General features: G+C 66.3%; 15 protein-coding genes. 8 read left to right on the forward strand and 7 right to left on the reverse strand.

Annotation, left to right across the window (positions count from 1 at the left end):
- The first annotated feature begins 3 nt into the window (after positions 1-3).
- The 6 genes from WD006_RS21670 to WD006_RS21695 all read left to right on the forward strand — a co-directional run bounded on the left by WD006_RS21670 (position 4) and on the right by WD006_RS21695 (position 5,489).
- Positions 4-492 (forward strand): hypothetical protein, encoded by a 489-nt coding sequence (locus WD006_RS21670; protein ID WP_011519132.1) that lies wholly within the window; start codon positions 4-6, stop codon positions 490-492.
- A 48-nt stretch (positions 493-540) separates the two neighbouring features.
- The gene (locus WD006_RS21675) at positions 541-1,320 is read left to right on the forward strand and encodes a hypothetical protein (RefSeq protein WP_011519131.1); all 780 of its coding nucleotides are present in this window, start codon (positions 541-543) and stop codon (positions 1,318-1,320) included.
- Positions 1,321-1,335: 15 nt separating this feature from the next.
- Positions 1,336-2,184, forward strand: coding sequence for a hypothetical protein (locus WD006_RS21680; protein ID WP_051722918.1), 849 nt, complete (start codon positions 1,336-1,338; stop codon positions 2,182-2,184).
- Positions 2,181-3,806 (forward strand): c-type cytochrome, encoded by a 1,626-nt coding sequence (locus tag WD006_RS21685; RefSeq protein WP_029306312.1) that lies wholly within the window; start codon positions 2,181-2,183, stop codon positions 3,804-3,806. The genes WD006_RS21680 and WD006_RS21685 overlap by 4 nt, the downstream gene beginning before the upstream one ends.
- Positions 3,807-3,937: 131 nt before the next feature.
- Complete coding sequence (locus tag WD006_RS21690; RefSeq protein ID WP_029306311.1) at positions 3,938-4,561, forward strand: SCO family protein; 624 nt, start codon at positions 3,938-3,940, stop codon at positions 4,559-4,561.
- Positions 4,562-4,613: 52 nt separating this feature from the next.
- The gene (locus WD006_RS21695; RefSeq protein ID WP_029306310.1) at positions 4,614-5,489 is read left to right on the forward strand and encodes a peptidyl-prolyl cis-trans isomerase; all 876 of its coding nucleotides are present in this window, start codon (positions 4,614-4,616) and stop codon (positions 5,487-5,489) included.
- Positions 5,490-5,549: 60 nt separating this feature from the next.
- On the opposite strand, the gene WD006_RS21700 is transcribed toward WD006_RS21695, so the two are convergent.
- The gene (locus WD006_RS21700) at positions 5,550-6,176 is read right to left on the reverse strand and encodes a lytic transglycosylase domain-containing protein (protein ID WP_017514262.1); all 627 of its coding nucleotides are present in this window, start codon (positions 6,174-6,176) and stop codon (positions 5,550-5,552) included.
- Between the two features lie 288 nt (positions 6,177-6,464).
- Between WD006_RS21700 and WD006_RS21705 the strand changes: the two genes are divergently transcribed.
- Entirely contained in the window at positions 6,465-7,043 is a 579-nt protein-coding gene (locus WD006_RS21705; RefSeq protein WP_011519125.1) for a septation protein IspZ, read from the forward strand.
- A 64-nt stretch (positions 7,044-7,107) separates the two neighbouring features.
- Here the strand turns inward: WD006_RS21705 and WD006_RS21710 are convergent, their stop codons facing one another.
- The 6 genes from WD006_RS21710 to WD006_RS21735 form a co-directional block, all read right to left on the reverse strand.
- Positions 7,108-8,565: a GntP family permease gene (locus tag WD006_RS21710; protein WP_011519124.1), complete on the reverse strand. Its 1,458-nt coding sequence runs from the start codon at positions 8,563-8,565 to the stop codon at positions 7,108-7,110.
- 3 nt (positions 8,566-8,568) lie between these two features.
- Positions 8,569-9,621, reverse strand: coding sequence for a patatin-like phospholipase family protein (locus tag WD006_RS21715; protein ID WP_029306308.1), 1,053 nt, complete (start codon positions 9,619-9,621; stop codon positions 8,569-8,571).
- Between the two features lie 65 nt (positions 9,622-9,686).
- Entirely contained in the window at positions 9,687-14,369 is a 4,683-nt protein-coding gene (locus WD006_RS21720; RefSeq protein ID WP_060784985.1) for a hypothetical protein, read from the reverse strand.
- A gap of 29 nt (positions 14,370-14,398) precedes the next feature.
- Positions 14,399-18,562: a hypothetical protein gene (locus WD006_RS21725; protein WP_029306306.1), complete on the reverse strand. Its 4,164-nt coding sequence runs from the start codon at positions 18,560-18,562 to the stop codon at positions 14,399-14,401.
- A 168-nt stretch (positions 18,563-18,730) separates the two neighbouring features.
- Positions 18,731-19,372 carry a DUF1109 domain-containing protein gene (locus tag WD006_RS21730; protein ID WP_029306305.1) on the reverse strand — a complete coding sequence of 214 codons (642 nt, stop codon included), beginning with the start codon at positions 19,370-19,372 and terminating at the stop codon, positions 18,731-18,733.
- Positions 19,369-19,953, reverse strand: coding sequence for a sigma-70 family RNA polymerase sigma factor (locus WD006_RS21735; protein WP_049799845.1), 585 nt, complete (start codon positions 19,951-19,953; stop codon positions 19,369-19,371). The genes WD006_RS21730 and WD006_RS21735 overlap by 4 nt, the downstream gene beginning before the upstream one ends.
- Before the next feature lie 326 nt (positions 19,954-20,279).
- Here WD006_RS21735 and WD006_RS21740 point away from each other — a divergent pair, with 326 nt between their 5' ends.
- A complete protein-coding gene (locus WD006_RS21740; RefSeq protein WP_011519119.1) occupies positions 20,280-20,564 on the forward strand; it encodes a BufA1 family periplasmic bufferin-type metallophore in 285 nt (94 codons plus the stop codon).
- Positions 20,565-20,573 lie beyond the last annotated feature (9 nt).

Genomic DNA, 20,573 nt, shown 5'->3' on the forward strand with positions numbered 1-20,573 from the left:
GAAATGACCTGTTTCGCATGCATCCTGACCACCACGGCGTTGCTGCTTGCCAGCGGCGCCGTGCCCGGCGCGCTGGCCGCGTCGGGCGATGCGACGGCGGCCAAGGCAGGCTCCGCGTCCGCCTATCGGCCCGTCAATGTGCCGAAACGGGCCCAGTCCTACTACGAGCTGAATCGCGGCGTGGACAACCTGCGGGTACGCCGCACGGCGTCGGGCAACCTGCTGCGCTTCAGTTTTCGCGTCGTCCAGCCTGAAATCGCTCAGGTGCTGGGCGACAAGAACGCCACGCCGTATCTGATTGGCCAGCGCACCCACGCACTGCTCGAGATTCCGGTGATGGACAAGATCGGCCAGTTGCGGCAGACCGGGCAACTGGAAGCTGGCCAGGAGTACTGGATGGTGTTTTCCAACAAGGGCAACGTGATCAAGGCCGGCGACCGGGTCAGCATACTGGTTGGCACGTATCGCATCGACGGCCTGGTGGTGGAATAGGTGGACGGGCTCGGACAAGTCGACGCCTGAACCGGGGAGGAGAAACCCATGAACCGAAATCTCTTTGTGGCGCTGGGTCTGGCCGTGCTCGTGACACCGGTCGCGGCCGCCGCCGCCGATGCAGGCCGGATGTCCGCCGCCCAGATCGTCGACCGGAACGTGGCCGCGCGGGGCGGCCTTGCGGCCTGGCGGGCGGTCAATACGCTGACCATGTCGGGCGAACTGGACGCGGGTGGCAAGAAGGAGACGAAGCTACCGTTCGTGGCCACCATGAAGCGCCCCCACAAGGTGCGATTCGAGTTGCGGTTCCAGGACCAGACGGCGGTGCAGGTCTACGACGGCACGCAAGGGTGGAAGGTCCGGCCGTTCCTGGGGCGGGACGGCGCCGAACCGTTCACGCCCGCCGAGGCAAAGGCAGCGGCCGAATGGGCTGAGCTCGACGGGCCGCTGGTCGATTACGCCCGCAAGGGGTCTACCGTCGAACTTGAAGGCACTGACACCGTGGAAGGCCATCGTGCTTACCGGCTCAGGCTGACGACGAAGGATAGGGTGCAACGCAGGGTGTGGGTAGATGCGTCGAGCTTCCTGGAGGTGAAGATGGACGGCGAACCCCGCGTGATGGACGGACGGCCGCGTCCGGTTGCGATCTACTACCGCGAATACGGCAAGGAGAACGGCCTGATGATGCCGCACGTCGTGGAAACCGTGGTTGTTGGCGTCAAGCCGGGGCACAAGATGAAGATCCAGCGAGTGGCCGTGAATCCGCCGGTAGACGATGCGGCGTTCGCCAAGCCGCAGGCTGCCGTTCCGGGAGCCGCAGGCCAGTAGCAGGGGGCGAACGCCATGAGCACCATAGCAACACGCGCCCGGACCATGGGCACCAGGGCGATGGCTGGTAACGCGCTGGCCGCCTGTCTGCTGGTACTGGCAGGCGCGCAGGGCTGCGCGGCGGAGCCTACCGCTGCCGAGGTCGTCGAGAAGCATGGCAAGGCCATTGGCGGCGCGGAAGCCTGGCGCAAGATCGATGCCATGGTATGGGTCGGGCACGTGGAAAGCGCGCAGGCCCCCGCCCAGTTCGTGCTGGCCCTCAAACGGCCCAACAAGACGCGCTTCGAGATTCGCGGCGGCAGTCAACAGGCCGTGCGGATCTTCGACGGCAATCGCGGCTGGAAGGTGCGTTCGGCGCAGGGCAAGCCGAGCCTGACGCCCTACACGCCGGAAGAGGACAAGTTCGCGCACGACGAGCAGGTCATCGACGGGCCGCTGATCGACTGCGAGGCCAAGGGCATTACCGTGGTGATGGAGGGCACTGACGAGGTTGACGGGCACAAGGCCTACCGGCTCGGTGTCGCCTTGCCCTCCGGCAGTTCGCGCCGCGAGTGGATCGACGCGCAGACCTATCTCGATATCAAGTCGGAGCGGCAGTCCCGCAACGCCGCCGGACAGGCGCATCTGGTGACCGTGTACTACCGCGATTACCGGGAGGTGGACGGCGTGCGTCTGCCATTCGTCATTGAGAGCGGCGAGGGCATGGCGCGTGCCGGGGAACGGCTCGTGATCGATCGCATCCAGATGAATCCGCCATTGCAAGACATCATGTTCGCCAAGCCGCCGTCGATGCGTGGCAGCGAAGAAGCGGCACGACCCACTGCGGCGCCCCCATACGGCTTCCGCCCGGCCCCGATGCAATGAACCCGCTTGCTTGCCGACTCTGGCGGATTGCCGCGTGGCTGGCGCTGCTATTGCTGGCGGGCCTAGCCCGTGCCGACCCGCCGCCAGACGCTGGCGAGCGGATTTTCCGGCAGGGCACGCTGGCCTCGGGCGAGCCGCTTCAGGCCATCCGCGATGGCGGGATGCGCATGGAGGGCCAGGCCGCCGCCTGCATGAACTGCCACCGGCGCAGCGGGCTCGGCGCGCGTGCCGGCCTGACGGCGATTCCCCCGATTACGGGCAGGTATCTCTTTCACCCGCGCGCAACTAATCCCGACGATCTCGACCTGCCATTTGTCGATGGCATCCGTATCGACCGCGAGCCCTACACGGAGGCTACGCTGGCACGGGCCATCCGCAGCGGGCTCGACTCGGAAGGCCGGCCACTGAGCTACCTGATGCCGCATTTCGCATTGGACGATGCCGATATGGCGGCGCTGATCGGCTTTTTGAAGCGCCTTGACGCACGCACGCTGCCCGGCGTCGATGGGACCATGCTGCACTTCGCCACGATCATCACGCCAGACGCGGACCCGGTCAAACGCCAGGGAATGCTGGACGTGTTGCAGCACTATTTCGCTGACAAGAACGCGTTCCCGCTGGGCCCCACGCCGCGTCTGCGCGCGTCGCGCAGCATGATGTTCATGGTGAACCGGCGCTGGCAGCTGCATGTCTGGGAACTGAGCGGCGCGCCCTCCGCGTGGCAGGCGCAATTGCAGAAACATCTCGCGGAACAGCCGGTGCTGGCCGTGGTATCCGGGCTTGGCGGTTCGAACTGGGCGCCGGTGCACGCGTTCTGCGAGCAGGCAGCCGTGCCGTGCCTGTTTCCCAATGTCGAGGTGCCCGCCGAGGAGGGCAAGGGGTTCTATTCGCTCTACTTTTCCAATGGCGTCACCCTTGAGGCGCAGTTGATGGCACGGTCGATCCTGCGCGGCCAGGACGGCAAGGCAGTTGGCCCGGTGCTTCAGGTATACCGCGAGGGCGATAGCGGTGACGCTGGCGCCAGGGCGCTCGCGGCAGCGCTCATGCCCGCAGGCGTTACGGTGTCGAACCGCGTGCTGAAGGCGCACGAGAGCATCGCCAGCGCACTGCGCAAGGTGCCAAAGGGCAACGTACTGGTGCTTTGGCTGCGCCCGCCGGATGTGGCGGCGCTTGGCGGCAGCCCACCGCCCGGAACGACCGTGCTGATGTCGGGGCTGATGGGCGGGCTGGAACATACGCCTGTCCCTGCGGGCTGGCGAGCGGTCACCGAGTTGGCGTATCCCGTCGACTTGCCCGAACGCCGGCGTGTGCGCGTCGACTATGCGCTCGGATGGTTCACGATCCGGCGCATCCCGCTGGTGGCCGAACAGGTGCAGGCGGATACGTTCCTGGCTTGCGGGCTGCTAGCCGAGACCCTGAACCATATGGCCGATACCTTCCAGCGCGACTACCTCGTGGAGCGCGTGGAGGACATGATCGAGCGCCGCGTCATCACCGGATACTATCCGCGCCTGACTCTCGCGCCAGGGCAGCGATTCGCATCCAAGGGCGGCTACATGGTCCGCTTCTCGGGGCCGGATGGCACCCGGGTTGCGGCGGATGGGGACTGGACGGTGCCCTAGGCGCGCCGGGCGGAGGTTTACCTATCCCAGTTAGGGGAGGGTTCCCCATGCCGCCCTTGGCGCTGCTTGCCCACAATGGAGTAAACACCCGCCAGGGTGCGCGTCAGCGAAACGTCGAGGAGGGGACTCCCATGAAAGCGTACGCAAAGCGTTGGAGCAAAGTGGCGGCAGTGACCGCCGTTGGGCTGATCGTGTGCGTCTCGATGGGCGCCGTCGGTCATGAATCCGACGATCCGCATTCCCATCACGAGATGAAACGGGAGATGCATACGTCCACGGTGGACTATCGCCTGCCGCCGGTGACGCTGGTGCGTGACGATGGGCAGGCCGTGTCGCTGGCCAATGAACTCGATGATGGCCGGCCCGTGGTACTGACCTTCATCTACACCACGTGCACGTCGATCTGTCCGGTCATCAGCCAGACGCTGTCACAGCTTCAGGCGGAACTGGGTCCTGACCGGGACAAGGTGCATCTGGTCTCCATCTCGATCGACCCCGAGCACGACACCCCGGGACGGTTGCGGGAATATGCGGCGAAGTTCGGCGCGGGCCCGGAGTGGCAGCACTACACCGGCGCAGTGTCGGCCAGCGTTGCCGCCCAGAAGGCCTTCAACGTTTATCACGAAGACAAGATGAATCACAGTCCGGTGGTCCTGCTGCGCGCGGCGCCGGGCAAGCCCTGGCTGCGGATAGATGGTTTCGCGACGGCGGACGAGATCCTCCATGCGTACCACCATCTGATGGCGTCGAACTGATCTCGCCGGGCGCACGAACATCGCGCCAGTCGTCCGAATGCGGAGGCCCACCATGAATGCGATTGCCCTGTCTCGTCTGTCAGGTCCGGCACGTCTGGCGCTCGGGCTGATGCTCGCTGCGTGCCTTGCGCCATGTCAGGCAGCGGATGACAGCGGGAGCGGGGCGGGCACAGGCCTGCCGCCCGGAACGCTCGCCGTCGTCAACGGCGTGCCGATTGCGCAGACGCAGCTCGACGACGCCTTGCGTGTGGCGCGCCAGGCAGACACCCCGCAGATGCGCCAGTTCTTCACACAGGAACTGATCGTGCGCGAAGTGCTGCGGCAGTCGGCGGAAAAGGATGGGTATGACCGGAGGCCGGAAGTCGTGCAGGCCGCCAACACCGCGAAGGCGTCGGCGGAGGCGGAGCTTTACCTGCGCGACAACCTGCGCCTCGATCCGATTACCGATGCGCAGGTCAAGGCGCGGTATGACGAGGTAGTCAGCATGATGGGGAAGGAGGAGTACAAGGTCCGCATCATTTCGGTGGCGGACGATCGGACCGCCCGTACCGTGCTGGAAAAGCTCAGGGCGGGCGTGTCCTTCGATGAGCTGGTCCGGATGTACAGCGTGGCGTCGAGCAAGGAGGGCGGGGGCGAGATGCCGTGGATCACGTTCCGGGTGCCCGTGGTCGAAGGCAAGAGCCAGGGCGTGCCGGTAGCCGTGGCCGAAGCCGTCTCCCATCTGGAGGTTGGTGCGGTCACGCAGGAGCCAGTCGTGGTCGACAATCTTCGTGTCATCGTCAGGCTCGATGCGAAGCGTGCCACGCAGGTCCCGGCATTTGACGAAGTCAAAGACGACATCCGCAGGCAACTGCATATTGTGGCGCTCAACAAGGCCAGGGCGGATGTGGTCGGCAATCTGATGCAGGCGGCGACGATCCGGCAGTAGAGCCGTAGAGCCGTAGAGCCGTAGGGCAGTAAAGCAGCAGCACCGGCCATCGCCGGCGCATTACCCCGAGGCCAGCAGCCTGCGGTAGTGCGCCATGACCATCGGTACGTAGGCCTGCGTTTCCGCGTAGGCCGGGATCCGGTTTCCCGCCTGGATCACCGCATTCTCGCCAGCGTTGTAGGCCGCCAGCGCAAGTTCCAGATCATCGCGGAACAGGTCCAGCAGATAGCGCAGGTACTGTGCGCCCGCGAGTATGTTGTCGCGCGGATTCAGCATGTCGCCGGTCGAGAACCGCTTGGCGGTATCCGGCATCAGTTGCATCAGTCCGATCGCGCCCTTTCTCGATACCGCATTGGGATTGAAGCGCGATTCGATGGCAATCACGGCACGGATCAGTTCCGGCGGCAGGTGGGAGTTGCGGCTGGCTTCCGAAATGAAAGTCGCGAACAGCGCGGCGTCGGTGGGCAGATCCCTCGGCTCCCGGGGCTTGCGCTCGGCCGGTGGATTGCCGGCGACCAGCAGGTGCAGATGTGGATTTCCCGCCGTATTGGTCAGCGTGATGGACCCGTCCGCACTGACCGCGCCGAAGATCTGGGCCCGTGCCACGCGCGCAAAGGCAAGCCCCACGATCACCACGACCGTGAAAAGGATGGTCCTCGGCAACGTTGATGGCTTGCGCTCAGTCATTGGCGTCCCCTCCCAGTACATTCTGGTACGTCCCGACCCATTGCGGCAGGAGGAAGTATCCCCATGACGCAGTAGGGATTGTGGGAGTTGTAGGGATTGTGGGGTTCCTGGCGCCCCGTGCAGCGTTTGCGCACTCCGGGCCAACCCTGATTCACTCATGTTTACCTTGACGCGGGCAGGCGCGTCTCCGACACTTCGCAGAACTATGCAATGATCAGTTTGACGCGCTCTGGCGTCCGGATCACTTGCTGCGACGCACCGCCAGTTGGAGACTGGGAAAGGACCCGCATGAGCGCATTCTTCTACGCATTACGACCGGTATTGTTCGACTCGCTTGGCGTGATCGTCTTTGCCGTACTGTTTGCCATGAAAGTCGATGTCGTGGTGGCCACTGCGGCAGGTACTGCCGTGGCGGTCGGCGTGGTGCTCTGGGCGAGGTTTCGCGGTGAGCCCATTGCCGCGCTGCAATGGATCAGCCTGATCAGCGTGCTGGTATCGGCCGCTGCCACGTTACTGACGAACGACCCCCGCTTCGTGATGGGCAAGCCCAGCGTGCTGTATGTGCTGGTCGGCGTGGTCATGCTGCGCGGCGGCTGGATGCACCGCTACGTGCCACCGGTCGCGCGGGAGCGCATGGGCGATCTGCTGACCCGTTATGGCTACCTGTGGGCCGGGCTGATGCTGCTCACCGGCTTGCTGAACCTGGTGGTGGCAGTGGCGTTCACGGCATCGTGGCCGCTCTTTATCGGCGTGTTTCCGCTGGCATCGAAGCTTGCGCTGTTCGGCATCCAGTTCACGCAAATGAAGCTGGCCGCGCGCCGGATGGGCATCGTGCAGCCCCAGGTCGGCGGGGAGGGGGCCGCCTGACCCCTCGGTTCATCGGGCTTTAGTTCATCAGGCTTTGGTTCATCAGGCTTTGGTTCATCAGGCTTCAGAACGACCCAACCCAACTCCCCAGCGCGATCACCGCCGCCAGCGCCAGCATCGGGCCGACGATCCCCACCATCACGATGCCGCCGTAGCTTTCCCGATGCGTGGCGCCGCATACGGCCAGCAGCGTGACCACGGCCCCGTTGTGCGGCAGCGTGTCGAGTGTGCCAGCGCTCATCACGGCCACGCGATGCAGGATGGCGGGATCGATGCCCAGGTCGAAGGCACGTGTCAGGTAGGTGCCACCCAGCGCATCGAGCGCAATGGTCAGGCCGCCAGAGGCTGAGCCGGTCAGCGCCGACAATACGTTTGTTGCCACGGCCAGCGACACGAGCGGGCCTCCCTCGATCGACAATACCCAGTCCCGCACGACGCCGAACCCGGGCAGGCTGGCGACCACCGCGCCGAATCCCACCAGACTGGCCACGCTGAGCACCGGCAGGGCGGCGGCGTGAGCGCCAGCCCCCATGCTGTCGCGCAGCTCCGGCAGGCGCCGGAAATTCAGCGCAATCAGGCAGAGAATGGCAGCGGTCAGTGCGACGATAACGGACCACACGCCGCTGACTGCCTGCAGCGTGGTCGCGCCCCACTCGGGCAGGCCGAGGTAGTCGGCATCCACCCGTGGCAGCACCACGAAGCTCATGAGCAGGTTCACCACGATCACCACGGCCAGCGGCAGCAGCGCGATAAAGGCTGCTGGCGGCTCGTCGCTGCGACTGCCTTGCAGCGCCTCGGCCGGGTCGAATTCGCGTGCGGTACTGGCAAGCTCACGGATCAGCGGGCGCTCCGCCACCTCATCGGGCGAAGCCTCCTCCTCGGCAATGGCGTAACCCTCGCCCCTGCGGCGCGCAGCGTTCTCGCGCTGCGACAGCCACCACAGCCCGAACGTCAGCATGATCGCGCTGGCCACGATACCCAGGCCGGGCGCGGCGAACGGCGTGGTGCTGAAGAACGGCATGGGAATCGCGTTCTGGATCGCCGGCGTTCCCGGCAGCGCCGACATCGTGAACGTCGACGTACCCAGCACGATGGCGGCGGGCATCAGGCGTGGCGGGATGTCCGCCGCGCGAAACAGCGCGTGCGCCATCGGCGCCAGCACAAAGAACGCCACGAACAGGCTCACGCCGCCGTAGGTCAGCAGCGCGCCCGCAAGCACCACGGCCAGCATCGCACGCTGGGGACCGAGCACGCGCGTCATCCATTCGGCGATGGCCGTGACGGAGCCGCTGTCGTCCATCAGCTTGCCGAACAGGGCGCCGAGCAGGAACAACGGGAAGAACTGGGCAACGAACCCCGCCGCCGTGCCCATGAAGGTCTGGGTCCAGTGAGCCAGCAGCGGTTCGCCCGCCGTGGCCGCGGCCAGCAGGGCCGCCGCCGGCGCGATGATCAGGATGCTCCAGCCGCGAAACGCGAGCCAGATCATCGCCCCCAGGGCGATGACGATGCCAAGGAGACCCATGGTTCAGATCTCCTCGAGCAGTTCGTCGAGATTGAACGAAGAGCGCTGGCCGAGCGCGTCGCCGTGCTCGGCCAGGAATTGCGAAGCCGCTTCACGCCCTTCGTCGCGCAGCAGGCACAGGAACGACCACTCTGCATTCATCTTCGATGCCGTGCCGTACTCCGCGATCTTGTCGCTGGCAATGCGGTGGATGCGCATATTGGCCCATTGAGCTCCTTCCGCGTCACCGGGATCGGCCACGCGCTGCAGCACCGCCATCATCCGCAACTCCTTGAGCAGCGCGGCGTTGAACGAGATTTCGTTGAGGCGGTTCACGATGTCCCGGGCGCTGCGTGGCGCGCCGGGGCGGGCCACGGGGTTGATCTGCACAAGGATCGTGTCGTGCGAGCAGCATTCCCGCACCAGCGGCGTGATCGTCGGATTGCCGGCGTAGCCGCCATCCCAGTACGGCACCCCGTCGATTTCCACGGCCTGGAATACCGTGGGCAGACACGCCGAGGCCAGCAGCACCTCGGACGTGACCTCCGCGTTCTTGAACACGCGTCCGCGGCCGGTTTCCACATTGGTGGCGGTGACGAACAGGTGGATAGGCGCGCGCGCCAGCAGCTCGAAGTCGATGCTGGCCTGCAGGATATCGGCCAGCGGATTGCTGCCGGCGCGGTTCAGGTCATAGGGCGACCAGATCCGAGCCGCCAGATCGGCGGCGACGAACAGCGGGGAATCGTCGAGGGTCCAGCGGCCCAGGATCACGTCCAGCGGACTGCGGCGGAACGGGCTGAAACGCGCCGTCTCGGAGACGCGCTGCCAGAAGTCCGACAACGCCTGCCGGGCGCCTTCGGCGCCGCCAAGCGCGTGGCCATGCACGAGCACCGCGGCGTTCATGGCGCCGGCCGAGGTGCCGGAAATGCCGTCGATCTCCAGCCACGGCTCTTCGAGCAGCCGATCGAGCACGCCCCAGGTGAAGGCGCCGTGCGCGCCGCCGCCCTGTAGCGCCAGGTCGATCAGCAGCGGCTCCCGCCTTGGCGGCGGTGCGGCGGTCTTGCCATCGTCGGCCATGTGTCTCTCCGTTGGGTGAATCACGTGAGGTACAAGCCGCTCTATTATTTGTGTTGCGCTGCAACTTAGGCAAGCGGAAAGAATGTCGTGTAGACCAGACGTTCCTCCACCACCCGGCGCCGCAACGATTTGCCGGCCCGGACTTCTGGCACGGTGCGGTCGGTGTAATACCGCTCGAACTCCCGGATGGCCAGCCGCGCGGGCTTGCCTGCGACATCGGGCAGTGTGACCGTGCCGGACCAGATGACCGGATCGAGCAGGTCGCCCAGCGATGGCCGTGTCACGTCGATTGCTCCAATGGCGCCAATAGCCCCAATAGCCCCAATAGCCCCGGTGACGGCAGCGGGCGGTGCGATGCGGCCAAGCCCTAGCACTTCCGGGACGATGCGCTGCGGCGCCTGCCCCACCAGATGCTGGCCGACGGTGCCGATATTCAGCGGGGCCTTCGGGTCCAGCAGGCTGTCCGCCAGCACGCGAACATCCTGCCAGGCCAGATCGCTGTCGATGGCCGGATCCCGCGTCTGCAGCACGACTTCCACCTTGTTGCGCCCGGTCTCGCCCTCGGTGCCGAATGGCGGGATAAACGAGATGTCGAGATATTCGCCATCGGCCGACCACTTCATCGGCCCGTGGGCCGGCACCGTACCGCGCAGGCTGACGTTGACCTGCGTCCCCGTGCGGGCGAAGGTGGCGCGTCGGCGCGGCAGGATCTGGGCGAACTCGCAGAGCACGACTTTCGACACCAGCGCCTCGTCGATTGCATTTGGCTGGTAGCGGACCAGCGCCAGCCGCACGAACGGCATATAGGTCAACCCCGGGTCCAGCTCGATATCGCAGTACCAGCAACTGCGTTCGGCGTGCCAGTGAACCCGATGCCCGACCACCATGACCCTGGGATTGCCCGCTTCCTGCAGCGGGGCCAATGCCGATGTCACCCGCGCCGGGAAGTCGGTGTCGTGGATCGACATTTTCGGCAGTACCGAATCCCAGAGCGGATCGGCGCCCCACTGGGTCACGAGCCCCTCGAGCGGCAGCGGGATGCTGGCGAAATCCCCGCTGGCCGGCAACACGACGCCAAGCAGTTCGCCTTCGCCGGACGTGAACCACGGGCGATCCAGCCATACGCGCACGCCGTTGCCGAGCCGGGTGGTGTCGAAGTCCGTGTTGGTGGGCGTGCCGCTCCAACGGAACGTCGGCACGCAGTAGCGCACGCGCGGCGCATCCGGCGGAGCGCTGGCGGGTATGACGGTATAGGCGTCGGTGCCATCGGCAGCCCGCAGCATCGGTGCGCCCGGATCGTCGTCGGCGCCACGCACCATGCGCGGCCCCTGGGCGAATTGCCCGGTACGGGTGATGGCGTTCGGGTCCGCATAAAGGGCCGCCGGCAGGTACTCGCGGAAGCGCGTCGTAGCCCGCAGGCAGTACGACACCAGACGGCATTTCGTATCGCCGAATTCGTGCTGGTCGCCGCGCGTGCGGGGTCGTAGCGGATCAGCGATCATCGCATCGACAAGCGGACCGAGACTGTCGAGGTTGGGTCCGTTTTCCGGCAGGGCGATCTCCGCCAACGTGCCCTCGCAATGCGCGATCCGGGGGCCTGCGGCGTCGGCGGGGTCATCGATCCATTCGGTCCATGTCGCCTGCAACTCGAGCTTGCCCGTGCTCGGCCCATGCACCCGCACACGCGCGCCAAGTTTGGCAAAGCGATCGCCCGGGCTGCGTGCTGTGCCCAGTCCGGTCAGGAATTCCGGCGTGCAGACCGGTTGCTGCGTCGCGTGAACCAGCACCAGCGGCCGGTACGGCGTGAGCATCCATGCCGCGCCCGTCAGCGCCATCTGCTGTAGCAGCGCCTTTTCGGCGGCGGTATCCACCCAGTCTGGCAGGCCGAACGTGCCGATCAGGTCGGGATGGACAAAGCTGGCATAGGTCAGCCTCGCGATCTGGCCCTTGGGCAGAAGGAACGTCAGCGTGCGGGCGTCGGCGTCCCAGCGTGGTGCGCCGTCGTCGGGATACGTGACCTGACAAGGTGGGTCGGCGAGCAGTCCGATGCGTTCCGCCAGCACGATGCGCAGCCCACGTGTATCGGGCCAGCGCTGGTCGAACGCCACCATCAGGACGAGTTCGTTACCCGGAATGGCGACGATCTCGGCACCCGCGCCCAGTGACATCGGCCCGGTCACGCCGGGCAGCCGGCTGCCCGGCGCGGCGCGCAGCGCGATGCCCCCGGCTGCGACATCGGGCAGCCACGGCGTTGGCACCCGTGCCTCGCGATGGATCACGTACTGGCCAGCCGCGAGCCGGTCGCCAGTCGGGTTGTCCGGCGACGGCAGGGCTGGCGGCACCGCGACGGTGGTGGCAACGTTCGCCAGCGCCGTGGGGGTGATCAACGCCACGTCAGCGCCCGGACCGGTGTCGTAGAGCGTGCCGGATTCGCGCGCGGCCAGCGCGTACGCATCGCGGATTCCCGATGCGGATCCGAACATTGGATCAAACAGGCCGTGGGTCTCGCACAGCGTTTGCGACGCCTTGGGCGGTACCACATGCCGCTCGTTCGCGGGTGTGTAGGCGAAATCGGCGGAAGCGGGCAGCTTGATCGCATCGGCAAACGCGCCGGTCGTCAAAAAGGTGGCCGGATCGGCGTCGTAGTTGCTGCGAATGACCATGCGTTCCAGCGACTCCCCCTCGCTGGTACGCGCGCGTTGCACCAGCACGGGCGGGTCCACCGGCTCGAAACGCCAGTACGTGACTGGCTGCGTGACCTCCAGTTCGTTTTCTCCGTCACCGAGCGAGGGGTCGTCGACATCGAGGCTGTTACCGGCGAGATCGACCAGCCGCGCGCGCAAGCGATAGGCAAAGCCGAAGCGCAGCCGGGGCAGACTGCCTTTCGCGGCCACGAAGCTGGCCAGGATGCCGTTCCCATCGGTAGCGGCCGCGGCATCGGTCACATCGGTCGGCACTTCGGCCTGCACGCCCGAATCGCCATCCTGCGCGCGCAGCGTGCGGCCCGGACGCGGCACCACCAGGCTCCATCCAGCCCAGCGGAACAACGATTCGTGCAGATAGTGATCGTCAGGGTCGGCGCCGCTGGCAGGGTTGGCGGTACTTGTCGTCGATGCGCCCTTGACGTAGCCCTCGTCATCGGCAGGCAGCGAGAGCTTCGCGCCCGTCGCGGCAATCTGGTATGCGCCTTGCCGCCGACACAGCGATTGCCAGCGACCCGGCTTGCCTCCGATGATCGGCTGCACGTCGACCCTATACCCGCGCAGCACATCTTCCGTGAACAGGGCAATCCCGGCCGAAGCCGCCGCGCCGCTGCGGACGGCGCCATCCTTGGCGGCGCTGCTGGCGGCCCCGAAGGCCAGCGCGGCGGCACGCCCATGGCGGGAGACACCGATCCCCCCGGCACGCAACGCGGCAACGGGCTGGTCGTCCCCGGTGGTGTAGGTCACCGCGCCATCGGTGCCGGTCTTGTGGCTCTTGTCGATCAGCCGCTGCGCCGACAGCACGAAATCCACGGTCTTCAGCGCGGTGCCGTCGGGGTCTACCTGATAGACGTCGAACGGAATGCGCTTCGACTGATCCCAGCGATCATTGGCGCCGCCCAGCCGCAGCATTCCCATGTGGTGATCGTTGGTGCGCGGGCGGGCCGTGAAACGTTGCGAGTCGGCCTGCCACGCGGTGGCCGGGCAGCCATCCACGCCGGGATCGTGATCATTGGCCCAGCGCAGATCGAGTTGCATCGTCCCTTGCGCGTTGCCTTGCTGGCCGACCTGCTGATCGATCGGGTTTTCGGCGGGCAGGACGAAGTCGAGCAGCACACCAAGTCTGCGCAGCAGGGCTGGGTAGTCGCTGTAGGACGCCAGACGCTTGTGGAAGTCGAGCGTCTGGGTCTCGGGCGGCGGGGGAATGCCCTTGCCGCTCGGCCGGCGCATGGCAAGCGCATCCGCCGAGAGGGGTTCCCGGCGATAAAAGCGGTCGGCCTGGTACAGCGTGTATTCGGCGGCGGTGGCCCAGTTGGCCATCAACGCCGTATCGGGCGTGCCGGTGGGCGGCTGCCAGTCCGGCGGCAGCACGCGCACCGGGAAACTTGCCCCGTTGACCGGGTTGCCACCCCTGTCGACACCGATGCCGGCCGCGGTGCCCGAGTATTTCGAGTTAGGGCCGAATACGCTATTGCGCAGCACCTGCTCGATGCCACCATCGCCATCGTTGAAGAAACGGGCGAAGCCACCCTGGCGCTCCGCGCCCACCTCGCGCGGTGCCCCCATGTCGATCAGCATGGCGCGTAGTGCCGGATTGGCCGATGACCAGGGCAACAACGTCGGGTGCCGGCTGGTGGCGCCCACGGCCAGTTGCGCGTAGTACTTGCGCGCCAGACCGAGCACGTTGCGCACGGCGTAGGAGCGCAGGTTGACCCGGCTCATGTCGTTGAAGACGAAGCCATCAACCGGCGTCTCCGGCGCGAAGAGCTGGCTCCACAGATCGACGTCGGGCTGTGCCTGACCGGCAAGCGGCCCAAGTGGCTCGAGTGGCAGCAACGTGGTGCCGATGCGTAGCCCGAACTTTGCCTCGGCCACGGTCCTTGGCCAGAGCAGCCATTCAGGAAAGGCCCGGAGTTGTCGCTCGTTCGCGCGTTCGGGTGTCAGTCGCGGCGAAGCGACGACCGACACCTTGAGGCGCCCCTTCAAGGCCCCCTCGGTCACACGCCCGGCGGGCAGGACCGTCCAGAGAATCGTTTGCGTGGCCATGCGCAGCCCCCTGTTTGACCAACGTCGGGTCAGGCAAATGCCTCGGCGTACTGCCGCCAGGCGTACTCGGTGTCGTCGTGGATCAGCGCCAGTTCGTCCGTCAGCGGCAGGGCCGGCTGCAGCCCCATGAGTTCGCGGAAGGTCGGGTCGCCGTTCGCGCCGGCGAACTTTCGCTCGCAGCTGATCGTGACGCTGGTGGAGAACAGGAACACCTCGACTTCGATCGTCAACTGCGCGCGTCCCACGCACTTGCCGCTTTGCGATTCGTACGCCAGCGCAAGGTAAAGCTCGATCGACGCCGTGATCAGCCCCAGCACGCTGACGCTGCCGCCAAGGCGGAAATAGCCGGTCAGGGCGCAGTTGTCCTGCTCCATGCGGAAGTAGATGCCGGCCATGACATGGACACCGCCGGATGCCACGCCGAGGTTGACCGAGATGCTGGCGCCAAACTCGAACGAGGCTTCCAGCAGCTGGATGCCGCCCGGATCAAGCGTGATGCCGAAGAACCCGCCGCCGCCAAACATGCAGACAGACAGATTGAACGGCTGCTCGCGCGTGCAGAAATTGAACCGCACCGCCAGCGGCTGGCCAATGAACGGCACCGTGAACCCGGCGCCCAGCGCGAGGTTGCTGAGATTGAACATGCCCACCGAGATCGACGGCAGGGCCACATTGAAGCCCGCATCTATCCCCTGGGTGGAAATATCCAGGTAGGGCGGGTCGGAGAAGCCGTCGAGCGGTATCAGGTCACGCAGCGTCTCCACGAATGAGAGCGGGCCGATAAATTTGATGTCGTTGAGCAGCACGTCGACGTTCATCTTGTCGGCGGTGCCAACGCGGAATTCGATCTTCTCGAAATTCAGTTCCAGGAAGCCGGCAGCGCCTATCAGGATCAGGTCGAAATGCTTGAGCGAACTGACGACCGTGAGCTTCGGCTGCCCGCCGCCTGATTTCTTGACCTTGGCCTCCACGGCCACCGAGAAGCCGGCGGGGTCGTTGGGGTGAAAGATCGGGCCGGAGGCTGGCCAACTGGCGATGCGCGGGTTCCAGTTGAAGCGGATGGTCAGTTCATCGCCGAACAGCACCTGCAAAAGCGTGCGGAGCACATCATCGCTCACTGCGAGCGCCTGCATCATCGCGTCGAGTACGTTCAACAGCGTCTGCCGCGCCGCGCCTTCGAGCAGCCGGAAGTTGGCGAGGGTATTCCGCAGCGGCGCCAGCGCGTTCTGCACGGCCTTGAGGTGGGTAAAAGACGCGTCCGGATCGCTCAGCAGCGCCTGGAACGCTTTCGGGTCGCCGAGGATCGCATCGAGCGCGGCGAACAGCGCCTTGCCTTCGGCCACCAGCGCGGCCACCGTGCCGAGGTCGCCGGCAAGCGCCGTGGCAACGTTGGCGGCCTGAACCAACGACTGACGCAGGCCAGAGGGTAGCGAGACACCGGCGACCGTCGCACCCGCGGTGGCGCGCAATTGATCCGAGGCGCTCTGCACAGCCGTGATCGCCGTGGCGAGATTGGGCAGAGCAGGCGCTGCGTCGATCGACGTGTTGACCAGCGGCGCGATAGCGTTGCTGAGTGCGGTCAGCGCGGCTTGCAGGGCGTCCAGTCGCGCCTGCGCATCGGCAACGAGGCCCGGCGCGTAGGTGGCGGCCTGCTGTTTCAGGTCTGCCACCGTCGAGCCAATGGCGCTCACCCCGCCCGTGGCGGCGCTGCCTGTCTGCCCGGCCAGCCCAGTCAAGGCGGCATAAAGCTGCGCCAGACCGTTCAGGAATAGTTCGGCCTGGCTGCCGCACTCCGAGACAAAGCGCGGCACCTGCTCGGGCGTGTCCACCAACGACGTCACTGTCTCAATGACCGCGCCGAGTGGAATGCATCCGAACAGCAACGGAAGGTTGGGCAGTCCGGCGCCGGGGAAGGCATCCGACCCGGTCATGCGCCCGCCCACGAAATCGTTGACAGAGCCGGCGACCGGCCCGGTCAGGCGAGACACCGCGCTCGGACTGAGGTTCGGCTGGACGAAGCCGCCGGCGCGATCCCCCTGTGCGGAGAAATCGAGCCGGGCCTGGTTCTTCGGATCGTCTGGCACGATGTTGACGAACACCTGTCCCTTGTTGTCCGCGCCGAACTCGCTGACCAGGTAGGTGTTGTTCCATTCCACCACGTTGGCGTCGCCGCTGCCCGTAAGCTGCGCCAATGCAGGAATGCGCACCGTGGCCCGAACCACCTTCGGATAGAAGGCGGGACGCTGCTGGGTCTGGCCGTACGCCTTCAGCGTTGGATTGCCGGTGCCGGCTTCCGCGCCGAAGCGTAGCTCGCGCACCTCCAGCATCGTGTCACCGGGCTGGGCGCTGCGCGCCAGCGTCATCGATTGCGGCGCCATCGTCGCGCCACGTCCCGTGCCGGGGACCTCGCCGGGTGGCAGCCCTTGATCCCAAAGCGTCTGCGCTTTGGCGAACGTGTCGTTCGCAGTGCTCGGGTCCATGGCGATGGATTCATACATGAACACCATCGGCAGGTCGAAGCGGATGGCGCGCCCGTCGAGATCCGTGCCTTCGCAGCGGAACGGAAACGGCACGCCGCCGACCAGGGGCCAGATCGGGGCCGTCGTCGGCGTTACCGGGCTCAGGTCCGGCGTCACCAGGCTCAGGATGCGCACACTGGTCAGGGGCATCTGCAGGTGCAATTGCGTGCGGCCATCGGTACCGCTGCGCAGATCGGTCTCCGTGAAGGCCCGCTCGCGTTCGCGCACGATGATGAACGTACGCTTGCGTAGCACCGCCGCATTGCCGGGCACACCGCCATGCTGGAATTTTCGCTCGGTGACTTCGACCAGCACCGCGCGGTGCCCGAAGGGCCATAGAAACCCGCGCTTGACCGTGCGCACGTAGTGGTCGCGCCCCATGCTGCCGCGATGGGTCCAGGCGACGAGGTCGATCGACTGGGGGCCGTCCCATACGCCACGCACGTTGATCCACGCGCCCAGCGCGGAGAGCATCAACTGATCGGCAGGAATCGCGGCGGGGGTGTAGCCAGAGCGCGAGAAGTTGGACGACAGATGGACAATGCTGTAGCGGTCCATGTCGTTGAGTGCTGCCTTGAACGGCATGTCCACGGGAGCGGGCAGTTCCCCGACGGCGGCCGGAAACTTGGCCTGCATCGGCTTCGACGTCCCTTCACCCGCCAGCGCCCAGACCGCGCGCACGATGCGGTTGGGGTCGGGGTGCGGGGGCACGATGGTGCCCTGATCGGTGGGTGCCACGAGCTGGGTGTGCCATAGCTCCGTATGCCCGTCCGGCGTGGTGACTGGCGCCACCGCGTGATGCCAGCGCTCATCGGCATCGGGGCTCAGGATCAGGCGCCAGGGTACCTCCAGCGCGGTCTGCTGGGCGGTAGGCTCGGCGGGACGGGGTTTCAGGCCCGACAGGATCGGACCCAGCCCGACGTCCGTGGTAACGCCCCGGCGAACGTCGATGGCCGGCAGGGCCGCACGGCGCCGTGCCGTAGCCGGGGCCACCTGCCGCCGCTCAAGCGTCGACGTATCGCGCTGGACCGATGCGAGCTTCAGGTTGCGTAGCGTGATGCTCGGCAGGGCGGCGCGCTGGGCCAGCGTCAGGCTGCCGGTTGCCTGCGCGATCAGTCCGCCGAGCCATTCGGGAAAAGACAGGGGCGGTTGCGCGGCCGTGGGCGGCAGGGCATTGGCGCCCACGGCCAGCGGCAGATCGCGCACGGCCGTGAGCACGCCTTCGAGCGTGTATGGGATATCGAAACCATCAGGCACGGCAAACGCGATCCGCGATTCCCCCGCGATACGCGCGCGCGCCGGCAGCGTGACGGGGGGATCAACGGCTGGTGGGGAGGATTCGGCGAACGCCTGCTCGAAGATCGACTGAGGTGGAAAATGCAGGACCAGCGTGGCCACACCGCTGCCAGTCTTGCGCAGCCGAGGCGGGCTGCCTCGCTGCACGGTCAGATTGTTCAGTTCCACCCGCAGCACGAGCAGGTCGTCCTGCCGGACCACTGGCTGACCGGGGCGGCCCGCGTCGAAGAAATTCTGATTGGGATCGGGCGCGACAGGGAGCGGGATCGGGATCGGAATCGGAATCGGCCGGATTACCACGGGGCCATCGACACGCGTCTGGACTGAAGTTGTCTTGCCGGCGGCCGGCGTCGGCTTGCGCGGGACTCTGCTGACCATCGCAGCCCCCTTTCAGAGAATGTTCTGATTGTTTGCAAGAAACGGGGTCACGGGCAGCGTCCCGGGACACAGCCAATATATTCAGTCCGCGCGTTTGCGGAATTCGATATCTTGCAGATCAGATCTGAGACGGGCCACGCGCGGGGGGCAGGGTGTGGCCGTGGCGTCTCACCAGCGCAGCAGGCGCGGGCCGAGCAGCCAGCCCAGCGCCGCCGGAATCAGCATCCCGGCCAGATACCAGATTGCCCAGAACGGGACCTCCATTTCGGGGCAATGCAGGCAATAGACGATAGTCGCCACCGAACCGGCGAGCAGTCCGGCCAGGGCGCTGGCGGCGCGGAGGTTCGTTGGGGCCATCTGCCGAACCGCCCAGACCAGCGCCACGCACAGCGGCAAGGACAGGAACACGATATTGAACGGGCAGGTCCTCCACGTCATGCCGAGCATCAGTGACAGCCGCTCGGTTGCCGGCACATTGGCCAGCACCGCCAGGGCGCCGATCCACACCGCCAGCACCGGCACGCCGGGCACCGCCCAACGGGTACCCACCTGCGCGCCGGGCACCACCAGCCGTTTCAGCACAACGAATGCGCCGATTGCCAGCGACAGCGGAAACGCCACCTTGAGCCAGAAGATCGGCGTGACCAGCATCACGCGGATGTCTGGGCGCACCCCATACGTCATGGTCAGCAGCAGGAGCGCGCCGGCGGCACCGGCGCAGAGCGCCCGGACGAACGCCCGGCGCATGATGTGCGGGTCCACCGGGCGGATGCCGGTGGCCAGCAGGGAGATCAGATCGTCTGTCTTCATGATGTGAACAGGCGCGCTTTGGCGGCCAATGCCTTGAGCCCGCGATGAATACCTACCTTGACCGCCGATTCGGACAGCCCCGTCAGCCGGGCGGTCTCCGCCACCGACAGGCCCTCCAGTTTCACGTGCAGGATCGGTAGCCGCTGCTTGTCCGGCAGTTGCTCGAGCAGGCCGCTCAGGTCGAGTCGTGCATCGTGCGCCGGCGCGTCGTCGCTATGGCAGAGGATGTCCGCGACATCGTCCAGCGACTCCGTCGCCCCGTGACGGGAACGGCTACGCAGGAAATCCAGCAGCTTGTAGCGGGCAATCGCGTAGACCCACGCCGTCAGCGGTTCCTCGGCGCGGTAGGTGTGCCGGGCGTTGTGCACCGCCAGAAGCGTTTCCTGGACGATGTCCTCGACTTCATCCTGCAACTGATAGAGCCGCCGCCGGACAAAGGCGCGCAGCCGGCCGGTCAGTTCGGTCAGGAATGCATGATAGGCGGCCTGATCGCCACCCAGGCCGGCCAGGAGCAGCGCACGCAGGCGCTGCTCCACCGCATCCATCGCCTCCATGCCGGCGCGCTCGGGAGCGGGCTTCATGCAGGCGACGACTGCGCGGAGATTTGATCGATCAACATCGTCACGAGGTTCAGGGGTGATCGCTTCGAAATGATATGTGAGTGCACCCATGGCGACAATCCGCGTGCATGTGCTTCTCCGTTATTCGTCGGCGGGCGCCATCCGGTTACAGCGGACCACAAAAAAATATCCTCCCGGGCGGCTGTAACCGGTGACGGATCCCCCGCGAATTGACAGTCAGATCATCCGACCACCGAGCCCAACAACCTTGCGTCACAAGGCAGGCCGGGCGGGACCACGGATATCTGACTTCCCTTCACATTGATCCGCTCTCAAGGAGTATCGCCATGAACACCATCAAGCTCGCCGCCGCCGTGACCCTGGCCGCCCTGACTTCGGGCGTCGCCCTGGCGCAGAACAGCACCATGCAGCCGTCCAAGGACAAGCCCGCCATGGAGAAGTGCTACGGCGTGGCCATGGCCGGCCAGAACGATTGCAAGGCGGGGGCGGGCACGACGTGCGCCGGTACCCAGAAGACCGATTACGAGCGCGACCACTTCAAGTCCGTGCCCGTTGGTACCTGCGCGACGATCAAGACGCCGCACGGCATGGGCACGCTGAAGCCGATGTAAGCCGGATAG

This window comes from Cupriavidus sp. Met-2, from assembly GCF_049843575.1.
Lineage (GTDB): Bacteria > Pseudomonadota > Gammaproteobacteria > Burkholderiales > Burkholderiaceae > Cupriavidus > Cupriavidus metallidurans.